Origin of the sequence: Phocaeicola sp. ICN-14070 (assembly GCF_037892625.1) — a bacterium.
Taxonomy (GTDB): Bacteria; Bacteroidota; Bacteroidia; order Bacteroidales; family Bacteroidaceae; genus Phocaeicola; species Phocaeicola plebeius.
Window position 1 is genome coordinate 1 of the sequence record NZ_JBBKBF010000088.1, and the last position, 10,869, is coordinate 10,869.

The following is a 10,869-nucleotide window of genomic DNA, read 5'->3' on the forward strand; positions in this document are numbered from 1 at the left end:
TAGGTACTTGATGTACTCGGCCATCAGCGGCGAGGCGATGGCTTTCCATGCCTCCTCGATGACAAGGCACTTGCGGTTCTTCTTCAGGCGCATCTTCTGCAGGAACACGTCCATGATGATGAGCGTCACGATGGGGAAGAGCTGCTTGTTCTCCTTGATGGCATCCACCTCGAAGACGATGAAGGTCTCGTCGAACAAGGTGCTATCCACGTTCTCGTTGAGAATCTTGTCGTACTTGCCGCCACGGTAGAAGTTTTGGAGCATATAGGCGAAGTTGTCGCAGTCGATGGTGGTGATGTTGTTCTCGATGCAGATCTGGTCGAGACGCTCACAGGCGAACTCATAGAATGAGTCGAAGGAGAGGGTCTTCACGCTCAATGCCATGCGCCGTTCCTCCAGTCCCTTGATGAGTTTCTCCACCTTGTCGTGTATCTGCGTCAGCTCCGTGCCGCGCCGCTTCTCCATGGTGGAGAGGTTTTTTCTCAGTGTCTCCTTCTGTGAGGAAGGATAGGGCTGCACACCGTTGAAATAGAAATCGTAATACTCCGTCACCAACTGCTCCACGACACGGAACTCCAGTTCGGGTATCTGCGTCTCCGAGCCTTTCCATATCAGCAGTATCAGGTTCTTCAGGAAGTCTATCTTCTCAATGTTCAGCTCCCGCTTGCTGATGTTGAAGGGGTTCATGGTGATGGGCTTGTCCTCCGTATAGGCGATGTACTTGCCGCCCACATACTCGCAGAGTCCCTCATACGAGTTACCCGTATCGACCATGACGATGTCGGTGTTCTGCTCCCACAACTGACGCACCACGCTGTTCATGTGGAACGACTTGCCGCTGCCCGAAGGACCCAAACAAAAAAAGTTCGAGTTGTCGGTCAGCTTCTCCTTTCCCTCCTTTCCTGTGATGTCGATGGCTACGGGCACACCTTGGCGGTCGGTATAGTATATCTTCAGCGGGGTGTCCTCATTATGCACGATGCGCTCCTTGTACATCAGACAGGTGGCGGCATCGCCGAGGGTGAGGAATCGGTCGTAGTCGGCATTCATGCCATAGCAGTTGCCGGGGAAAGAGTTGACGAACAGCTCCAACTGGTTGTAGGCCCGCTTGCTGATGTGGATGCCCATGCGCGAGAAGGAGTTTTCGAGATGGTTGGTGCATTTCTGTATGTCGGTGTCGCCGCTCACTGCCACCACGAGGTTGTAGTGGGTATAGACGAGCTGCTTGCTCTCACGGGCTATCACCTCCTGCACACGCTTGATGTCCTCTACAGCCATCAGGTTGCTGGGGTTGGGCATGGAGGCATGGCGGTTTTTCTTCTTGTCGAGTAGGGCAAGCTCACGCTTCTGGTTGGGCACGAACACCATCTGGTTGAACACCACGCAGTCGGCTCCGGGCACGCTATCGACGATGCTCACGAGATCAACGGGCATACTGGTGTTGTTCACCTCGATATTTGCGTAGGGACGGATGACCGACGGCAAGTTGGCATAATCCACATCCACAAGGCTATACACCTTGCAGCTACGGTCCCCCATGCCGATGGTCTCGTCATCGACCTTGAAGTTGGTCATCGACACCACCTTGTCACGGAAGTTCATGGAGAAGAAACGGTCCACATACTCGCAGGCTTCCGTTTTGCCGAGGAATCGGGACTTCACGCCGGCATCCCTCAGCTGGTCGTGCACCTTGCGTATCTTCACCAAGAAGTCACGCCATTTCTTGTTGTCGAACGACATCAGACGGCTCTTCTTGTTCTCCTGTGTGATGGTGAGGTAGCAGACGCTGTCGGTAAAGGGTCTGCCGTTGAAATAGCGGAAGTAACTCTCGCTCAGGAACTCATGATTTCCACCGTTCTCTTCCTTGAATGCCTTCCTCACAAACACGTCCTGCTTGTGCAGCGCATAGCCTTCGCCCAAGGTCTGGGCAAGGGCGGCGAAGAGGTGGGTGAACTCATAGTAGGCCTCGATGTTGGCGGAATACTTCTGCACAGGGTTCTCCATCTTCAGAACAGCGGAGTATTCGCCCGTCTTGGTATAGAGCACGCCGATGCCATCCACTTCCTCGATGGAGAAGTAGATGTCCTGGAAGATGCGCTTGCGCTTCCCTCCCGTGCCGAATGCCTTGACACTGATGGCCATGCCCACGCAGATGGCTGAGAATATGAGTATGATGTATAGGGTCATTGTTCTTTTTCTTTTTTAATCGCAAAAAGGCGGGCGCACCCTCATGCGTGATGCCCCCACCTCCATTCACTTACAATCATTGATAGCTTTCCACTTGGACATAATGGATTCTCTTTTTTGTTTTACACTTTCTTTGAATAGGCATAGATGAATATGCCGTTGTCACTCTTCTTGCTGTGCAAGCCCTTGCGCTGCTTCATGACGATGAGAACGCCACCGACAGCTACGGCGAGGACTAGCAGCACGAGTCCTGCCACGAAACCGAAGATGCAGTAGCCGAGGATGAAACCCGCAACGGCTCCTCCTGCGGTGGCTGCCGCCCAGTAGATGTAGCGTCCCTGCAACCCGAAGAACTCCAATGGACGTTGCAGTCCCTTGAAAATGGGATAATCCGGAAAACGCTCTTGCTTTGTATCTGCCATAACTGTCAGTGTTTTAACGTTCTACATACTCACAATCTCACGCTGCGTTTAACCTCCAATGCCGAAGAACAGAGGCAGTGCCTGGGCTGCTGCAATGAGGAAAATACATGCGCCGACGACCATCATGATCTTCTTTTTCACGTCCTGTTCCTCGTTGTTCATGGCGATGTAAACGCTTATGGCTCCGACAATTGCAACGACACCTGCAATGGCATAGCAGAGCTTCACCACGATAGGTACATACTTGGCAATCTCCTCCGTCACTGTGGTAAGCGCGGTCGTTCCTGCCGAGTAGTCGCCGGCTGCGTTCTGTGCCATTGCTGCGGTGGTGCCGACAAGCAACATCAGGGCGAGCGTTTTCATGCGCTGTGAAGAGAAGAATCCCTTCACCTTCTTGTTAATCCTTTCAAACATTCTTTTTACCTTTTAATTTGTTACACTTTGAGTTATCTTATCTCGTATCACCTGTATCTCAAATCTGATAACCGAAGAAAGCGGGGAAGACGATGGTCGCTCCTATGAGGAACAGGCAGGCTCCCACCAGCATCATGATGTTCTTCTTCACTCCTTCTTCGCCCGTATTCATCTTTATATATATCTGCAAGGCGCTGACTATGACCACGATGCCCGCCACTGCATAGCACAGATAAACGATATAGAGCATCATCGTCACGGCATAGTCATGGGCACTCGCAAGTGCGTCCGCTCCCCAGCTGTAGTCCACGTTGCCACACTTAGCACTGGCCAGAGCTGGGGTTAAAGCGGCATATAATGATAGAAATGCACTTCTTGTTTTTGACATCATATCTCATTATTGAGTGATTCCACCTTGACCATGTCACGTCCATTGTGACGAAGACCGCGGGCGATGATGGTGTTGTTCAATTCTTCCGAATACATGGGGTCGGAATAGGTGGTATTCACTTCCTCCATCTTCTTCTCGATTGCGCTTTGTATCTTTTCAAGCACATGAGGCTTGCTCTCTTCCGCAGTGGCGGCTGCCTCCTCTGTAGGCTCTGCAAGCTGCTTCTCCTCGTAGGCTGTCTCATATTGGTTGTCGCCTACGCTGAAACCACCGTCGCTCTCGCTGACCGCTATCGACTCTTCCTCGTCGGTCATGTCACTGACATCAAACGACTCGCCCTGTGACTTCTCGTCCTTGGGCTTTCCGTACAGATCCTGCACGATGATGACCGTATAGTAGATGACATAGATTATGGTCACGACAATGGCGAATATTACAAATGACTTCATATTTTCAAGTTTGATTTTACTATGGTTTGGCTTATTGCCGATGCAAAGGAACTACCTTTTCTTCAATCTTAAACCGAAATGACTTTCCGCGGAGCCAAATCTTAACTCTAATTTTGATTACACTCGCAATCATACTCAAAAATCAAACTCGAAAGGCACAAAAAAAGCCCTTCCGATAGGGAAGAGCTTGTAAAGAGGGTGGATGAAAAAAATGTGGATGGCTATATGGTCAGGTACTTGCCATGGGAGAAGTCCTGATGTTCGTTAGAGAAAACATAGCCCAACTGGTTGGACAAGCATTGGGTGTTGCCTATCCTGGCATCGATGTTGGTGTGCGAATGTCCGTATATCCAATAGTCTATGCCGCTATCGGTGATATAGTCCTCCAACTCTACGGTGAACGCCACGTTTGCCTTGCTGCCTTGAAACTTTGGGTGGAGCATACGGAACGATGGTACATGATGGGTGACAACAATCTTATGGGCTGCTTGCGAATATGCCACTGCATCCTTGATAAAGGTGAGGCAACGTTCATGCTCAGCATTGAATTGGGCATGGGTCATCAGCTCACCTTTATATAATATACGGCGGAAGTCGCTTATCACTTGCTCGGTGAAGTAAGCGTCCTCCAAAGGAATCCTCGACCAAAGGGTGGAGAGGATGATGTCGGTGTCGCCAATCCTCGCAATACCGTTGTAGTGGCTGAATACATTGGGACGTACCTCCAAGAGATAGCCGTCGGGCAGTGTCGCCACATCATAATATTTGTAGAACTCATGGTTGCCCATGCAGCAATGCACCTCCTTGTAGTTCTCCGATGCCCAGTCCCAAAAGGGATGCTTGGAGTAGTTGTCATCGCCGAGATAGCCGATGTCGCCGGCAAGCAGCAGTATGTCGCCCGTCACCTCCAAGGGGTGGGCTTTCAGATACCGCCAATTGTCGGCAAACTCCAGATGCAGGTCGGATGCGTATTGTATCTTCATATTGGTCATGCTTCTATAAACAATTCATCCAGTTGATCTAACAGTCCGGTCACAAATGCCTCGTCTTGACCGAGTGACTTTGACAATGGTTCTGCGAGAGTTGACCAGTCGGCTCTGATGGAGGCGACAAACTCCCTTATACATGCCACTATTGAAGCAGGAGCCTCAATGTTGTCCTCAGTCATTATGACCACATTTTTCAGGATGTCCGAACGGTGCTTCTTGATGTCTTTGGTGTTCACATGCTTGCCGTCCCGCTTGTCTGCCATGAGATTTAGGTAGGCTCTTGCCTTCAGTGCTATCAAGGCAGCGGAATTGGCATGGCGTATGCCATCAGTCAGTTGGCTGTGTGCGATAGTAAAGTGATAGTAATCATCGTCCATGATGATGGCACTAAGACTCGACACATCTTCATCGGTCGGGATAGGTTCTATGACAAATCCCTTTGGCTCTCCAAGCACGTCGGGGTGGCGTGACAGCAGTTCTATCATCTCGGGATAGCCGTCTTTACCATCAAGGAAACGATACATTTCATACCTTGGTGGCTCACCAGCCTCCTGTTTCCTCTTTTCAGGTCGATAGCCAGCCTCCCGCACAAACTGACAGAAGCGATTGGCGAAAGCCTCGGTCATGTTCTCTACGATGACTATCATGTCGATGTCGTGTGTGGCGCGTGGACGCACCACGGTATTGGTCATGGTGATGTCACAGGCTGCTCCGCCTATCACCACATAGTTTTCTGAGTATTCCGCAAATGCTTCACGGAACTTGACTAATCCTTCCATTTCTGTTCACTGATTATTCGTTCTACTTCTTTTTCTACTCTCGGATCATCATCATCTCTCAACGAAAGGACAAGGGAAAGGCGATCAACCCACTGGCTTTTGTCGCCCATTTTGCTGACAACAGGGTATTTCCATACCTCTATGATATAGTTGCCGTCATAGATGTTGGGATTCTCCATGACATCAGCCGACTTGACGGCACGATATTCCTTGCTTGTCATCATTATCATCTCTTCCCGGTCACGATTAAGCATGGAATAATGTGCCAGGGCATTGATGCCGCATACGGGGTATTCCGCATCCAAGCGTATGTCATCGCAAAAGATGCGGTTCTCCACAGGTGACAGCAAGACGTTCTGAGCCTTGTCCCACAGTTCCTTGCCCTTCAACTCGAAGTGTACCACCTTGCTGCGCTGTCCGTTCTGAATCTTTTGACACAGTCCTACATCTTCAAGACAGGTGACACCCAACGTGACGCTTTCGTAAGAATATGGAAGCAACGGTGCAATATCCCTTGGCGACATTCCTTCAATACTGCCCACCTGTAGGTGATAGAGTAGTATGTATTGCGCCACAGGGGTCAATACTTCGGCAATCTTCCTGTTGCTTGTCTTCTCCAATGCTATGATGCCTGGCAGATGGGCATATTCCTCGGACATGACAAAGAAGACTCCTTTGTCTGCCAGTCTGTGTCGCTCGTAGGTGGGTCCGGGCGCAAGGATAAACACCGCAGGCAGTCCCAGGGCTTCGGTCAACCGCTTGCCCGTGATGGCGCAAGTCCGTGGAGAGGGATTGCCCTTCTTGGGCTCAACGAACAGCAGGGGCGTGCCTTGGTATGTGCCATCATAGAAACGGTATGAGAGTTTCTCGCCAACCGTGATGCCTTTCAGGCTTTCCTTGGCACGAGGTTCCACCTCAAAGCGTCTGCCCAATATCCTTATTTCTTTTTTCAATTCCATTCTGCTACATTTTAATAATGTATTAAAACGATGCAAAAATAAGGATAATAATTGAGAATCAAGCATGTTTGGGCGAAAAAGTGCAGATTTGATATGTAATTTCAATGCATTTGAGCCATTTTTGCATCAAATGATGGTGTTTTCGTCTTTATAATGTCATTCAGATGCCGTTCGTTTCTTCCTCATCAGATAGTCGTTGACATCCTTGTAGTCGGCATATCTGAAGGACTCGTCCGTCACCCTGTACTCGAATACATTGCTGATGCTCTCAACCGTCTTGCGTCCTGCCTGGTCGTTGTCGAGGAAGCAATGGATGTGGGTGTAACGGTCAAGGTAATGCAATGCCTGTTTGAGGTTGGCGACTGAGTTCAGTATCATATAGTCGCAAGGGCTTTCAACGACAAACCATCGGTCTTGCTGTTTAACGAGGGTCATATAAGCAAGGAAGTCCATGAAGCCCTCAAAGACCAGACAACCGTTTTGCCACTCGTTGAACGTATGGGCAAGCAGGGTGATGTCCTTATGCCCGATGCAGCCCTTGAAATAGGGATTGCGCACCTCATGTCCTTCACTCAGATTGCCAAAGGCAATGCCATAGTAATGTTTTTGCTCAACCTTGTAGTGTATCTCCCTGCAATACATCCTGCCAATGGTGATGTCTATCCGTCGGCTACTGAAATAGGACAGCAGAGAATGGTTGCTCAGTGGGAGCAGCTTCACATCGTTCATCTTGGTTGTCGTGTATTCCTTGGCTGCGATAGCGGTCTCGATTGCCTTATCCACAGTGGCAATACTCTTGGACGCAAGGTAGGCAAGGGCATCGGAAACGGATTGTTTGTTATACATACGCTTTACCAGCTCCACAAGGTCACCGCCCTCCTTAATGGCGTAGTCGTACCACAGGTTCTCCTTCTTGCTGACCTTGAACGATGCGGTCTTCTCGTCCCTGAAGGGTGACAGATACCAGTAGGCATTGCCCTTCTTCTTTTTCAGCGTTACATTCTCCTTGTCTAAGAAGTCTATAATGCTCAGTTTCTTCGATTGTTCAATATTCATTGTACTTTCATTTGTTCGGTTTTACTTTGTCCATGGAAACAGTTTACTTTACCCTTTCTCCTATATAGGCACACCCGTAAACTAAACCATTTGCTAAACTACTTTTCCGCTTCCCAATTCAGCCTCCGATTTCGGTTTACTTTGGCCTTATTTCTTATATATAGGTACGGACGTAAACTAAACTGGTTTCTGAACTGTTTTTATTCCTCTTCATGGAACAGGTCAATCTCGGCAGGTGTATATCCGAAATAGTAATGATTATCCCGCTTCACTATGAGCTTTTGCTCGTTAATCAGGTATTTCAGCATTTTGATGATGACGCTTCTGCCACGCTTAAAGCCAATGTCTGCATAGGCTTGCGTTAATTCCTCCACCATGCGATCGAATCCTTTGATAGGTTTCTCCTTGAATGCAGCCGTCAGCGCCTCGTTATGCTGTTCGGATGTCAAGTCTTGGTAAGTAAACCTTGACGGTTGCTTGTCACCTTCTTCCTTCTCCGGCGTGTGCTCGACAATCTCTGGCAACCCTTCCTCATTGACTGTAAAGGCAAACGGCTTGAACTCCTTCTCACGGATGTGCATCGCCTTCACCTCGCTGATGTCGGGATTGGTGGTGCTCTTGGTGATGACAAGCACCGTCTCTGCCTTGTTGTTCATCTCCGTACCGATATGCCCGCGCACGTTATTGTCGCCCTTGTTCTGATGCAATACGCAATGGATGTGCAGGTCATACTTTGATGACCATTCCATCATCTTGTTGATGACCTCGACCGATTCTCCCGCATTGTTGATGTCGAGAAGCAGGTCTCTGATTCCGTCGATGATGACCAGTCCATAGCTTTGGTCTTGGGCAAGCGCATAGTCTATGACCTCTATCCTGACGGAGGGCGTGTACTCTCTCAGACAGATAAAGTCAAGGTTCTCGTTGTCGATGCTTGTAGGTAGACCAGCGAGCTTCAGGATGCGCTCCAGCACATTATGGCAGTGATAGCGGCTCTGCTCCGTATCTACATACAGTATCTTGCGTTTCCCCTCTGGCAGACTGGCGCGATAGTTCAGTACCTTGCCGTTGGCGAGGGAAGCGGCTACCAAGGCAGACACGTTGAAGGTCTTTTTCGCCTTTGCCTTACCAGTAGAAGCACTGAAGTTGCCCAATGTGGCTATGCTGGAATTATCAACCCATATAATCTGAGGAGGTGTTTTATAAGTATCTGTTGCCTTTATCAACGATTCGCTCAATATGCGATTGAGACGCTGTACTCCTTCCTCTTTTGAGTTAGGCTGTACATGTTTGTTATTTTCTTCCATTTTCATTCTTTCGGATTATCAATTTCTATTTTCGTTACCATTCCAATGACCTCTTGTTTGTTTTGGAGCAGCCACTTGTCGATTTCTTCTCTATTAAAATACAGCATTTTTCCCCTTGGCTTATAGTGTGGAACTTCTTTTGCGGCTGTAAGTTTGTATAGCAGGCTTTCAGAAACACCAATATACTTACATGCTTCGTCAAACCCCAAGACGGTTTTGGTCTGCTTGACCATCTTCTCCAATTCCTCGATTCGCTCTATTAGTTTGTCAATAGGTCCCAAAGCCTCCAAACTGTCTTCTATTGCGACAATTCGCTCATAGAGTCTAAAATGTCTTTCATTCATGTGTCACGTACCTTAATTAAATTGTTTACAGACAGTAGCACGGTTATATTAGCCGTCTATTCTTTCTTTGTGTAGATAGTACATATTCCTCTGCTTCTCTTTGAATCTCGTTCTTCGATTTGCCCTTGGTTCCTTGAAGCCATTCATCTATCTCAGATTTGAGGAACATGATGCGTTTGCCTCTCTTGTGAAACGGTATTTCCCGATTGCTTGTCCAGCAATATATGGTATGCTCTACCGGATGTGTTGGGAGATAAGCACATAATTCAGCAACCGTAAACCATGTTTCTTCTTTTTCTGATTGAACAAGTTCATATATACCATCAATCTTGTCTTCTAATGATGACAGCTTTTTCAGTACCCCCGTTATAGCGTTGGGAATATCTTCAAATCTTATACTATTTTCTTCCATGCTAATTATTTTTTATGATTTTTGATGCAAAGTTATGGGGAGACTGTCACTAAATAGAAAAAGTAACGTGATAGTAAGGCAGTATCAACCAAACTATCACGTTTTTACTTTCATTTAGCAGAATTATTGTGATTTATTCCTCTCTTAATATCTGTTCGATGGATTTGCAGATGGCATATTGACTTGCTGTCATGGAAACGTTTCTTCTTATCCTTGAAAGAGAAGAGGAAAGACAACTTGAAGTTATGAATTTCTCTGTTCCATCCTTTTTGATACTGGTTAAGAAGCGACCTTCTCCCATGACATATTGCCAATTATTGTTTATCAAATGGTATTGAGCCATAGCGTCAAACAGTACGGCTACATTACGTACATTCTTTACACGGATAGATGCGTCCAAGTCGCACTTGAATAGGCGACACAACTCGCTACGCACATCACTGTTGTCGGCAAAATCAAATATGTCGTGACTTTGGACAAGTTCTACCAACAAATCCATCTGTCTGTCTGACAATTGGCATCCCAAAGTGAGGATGGACGATTTCTTTCGGGTAAGGATTGGCAGACCAGTACCCACATGTTGAAGAAACAACTCAATAAGTTCCTGCTTGGAATAATCTTCTTTTTTCTTGATTATTGACACACACTTAGAGTCTCTAAACAAAGTACCAATAATGCCAATTGCCATCTGTCGCGAGTTCTTACAACGTGCACAATCACAGTCAATATATTGGTGACTGCGCTCAAATAGTTCTATGAAGTACTCTGTCTTCATATGATTCTTTTCAGCTTGAAGATACCAACTTCTTGCGATCTCAAACAACTCATACAGTTCTCTGTAGAAGTCTTCTGTACACTCCACATGTTTGTGGACACGCTTGCTCTCTTCAAAAAGAGAGAAGCCAAAAAAGGCTGTCTTTTTTCATTTTTATCTGTTTATTGTTATAAATGTTTGGTTTCCACGAAAGGTTAAAGTGCCAAAACAATAGCATCATTACATAGAATGTTGAAAATGAAAGGCACTAAAAACCACCTGTACAATAAAGGACTTATTGATACAAGTGGTCTTCTATACTAAGTGCTTACAAATGATAATCACTATTCATCTATGTCCAACTTAAAAGCTTCTGTAGCTTCATCTTTCTTCTTGTCAATTACTT

The 10,869-nt window shown here is 47.3% G+C and carries 13 protein-coding genes; all 13 read right to left on the reverse strand.

Annotation, left to right across the window (positions count from 1 at the left end):
* A partial coding sequence (locus WKT20_RS16495; RefSeq protein ID WP_234138445.1) for a TraG/VirB4 family ATPase occupies positions 1-2,187 on the reverse strand: 2,187 nt, incomplete at its 3' end.
* Between the two features lie 122 nt (positions 2,188-2,309).
* The gene (locus WKT20_RS16500; RefSeq protein ID WP_005816074.1) at positions 2,310-2,609 is read right to left on the reverse strand and encodes a DUF4133 domain-containing protein; all 300 of its coding nucleotides are present in this window, start codon (positions 2,607-2,609) and stop codon (positions 2,310-2,312) included.
* 48 nt (positions 2,610-2,657) lie between these two features.
* Complete coding sequence (locus WKT20_RS16505; RefSeq protein ID WP_007837354.1) at positions 2,658-3,023, reverse strand: DUF4134 domain-containing protein; 366 nt, start codon at positions 3,021-3,023, stop codon at positions 2,658-2,660.
* 58 nt (positions 3,024-3,081) lie between these two features.
* Positions 3,082-3,414 carry a DUF4134 domain-containing protein gene (locus tag WKT20_RS16510; protein WP_005812854.1) on the reverse strand — a complete coding sequence of 111 codons (333 nt, stop codon included), beginning with the start codon at positions 3,412-3,414 and terminating at the stop codon, positions 3,082-3,084.
* Entirely contained in the window at positions 3,411-3,863 is a 453-nt protein-coding gene (locus WKT20_RS16515) for a hypothetical protein (protein WP_005812857.1), read from the reverse strand. The genes WKT20_RS16510 and WKT20_RS16515 overlap by 4 nt, the downstream gene beginning before the upstream one ends.
* Before the next feature lie 221 nt (positions 3,864-4,084).
* Positions 4,085-4,855: a metallophosphoesterase gene (locus tag WKT20_RS16520; RefSeq protein ID WP_007837351.1), complete on the reverse strand. Its 771-nt coding sequence runs from the start codon at positions 4,853-4,855 to the stop codon at positions 4,085-4,087.
* A complete protein-coding gene (locus WKT20_RS16525) occupies positions 4,852-5,631 on the reverse strand; it encodes a hypothetical protein (RefSeq protein ID WP_340417745.1) in 780 nt (259 codons plus the stop codon). Before WKT20_RS16525 ends, WKT20_RS16520 begins: the two co-directional genes overlap by 4 nt.
* Positions 5,619-6,590, reverse strand: a complete 972-nt coding sequence (locus WKT20_RS16530) for a hypothetical protein (protein ID WP_005812863.1) — start codon at positions 6,588-6,590, stop codon at positions 5,619-5,621. The genes WKT20_RS16525 and WKT20_RS16530 overlap by 13 nt, the downstream gene beginning before the upstream one ends.
* Positions 6,591-6,746: 156 nt before the next feature.
* A complete protein-coding gene (locus WKT20_RS16535; RefSeq protein WP_005812865.1) occupies positions 6,747-7,646 on the reverse strand; it encodes a toprim domain-containing protein in 900 nt (299 codons plus the stop codon).
* Positions 7,647-7,846: 200 nt separating this feature from the next.
* Positions 7,847-8,953, reverse strand: a complete 1,107-nt coding sequence (locus tag WKT20_RS16540; RefSeq protein WP_005812867.1) for an AAA family ATPase — start codon at positions 8,951-8,953, stop codon at positions 7,847-7,849.
* A gap of 2 nt (positions 8,954-8,955) precedes the next feature.
* Positions 8,956-9,297 carry a helix-turn-helix transcriptional regulator gene (locus tag WKT20_RS16545; RefSeq protein WP_005812869.1) on the reverse strand — a complete coding sequence of 114 codons (342 nt, stop codon included), beginning with the start codon at positions 9,295-9,297 and terminating at the stop codon, positions 8,956-8,958.
* 43 nt (positions 9,298-9,340) lie between these two features.
* Positions 9,341-9,709: a helix-turn-helix domain-containing protein gene (locus WKT20_RS16550; RefSeq protein WP_004320284.1), complete on the reverse strand. Its 369-nt coding sequence runs from the start codon at positions 9,707-9,709 to the stop codon at positions 9,341-9,343.
* A 133-nt stretch (positions 9,710-9,842) separates the two neighbouring features.
* Positions 9,843-10,397, reverse strand: coding sequence for a hypothetical protein (locus WKT20_RS16555; RefSeq protein ID WP_021935591.1), 555 nt, complete (start codon positions 10,395-10,397; stop codon positions 9,843-9,845).
* Between the last annotated feature and the right edge of the window lie 472 nt (positions 10,398-10,869).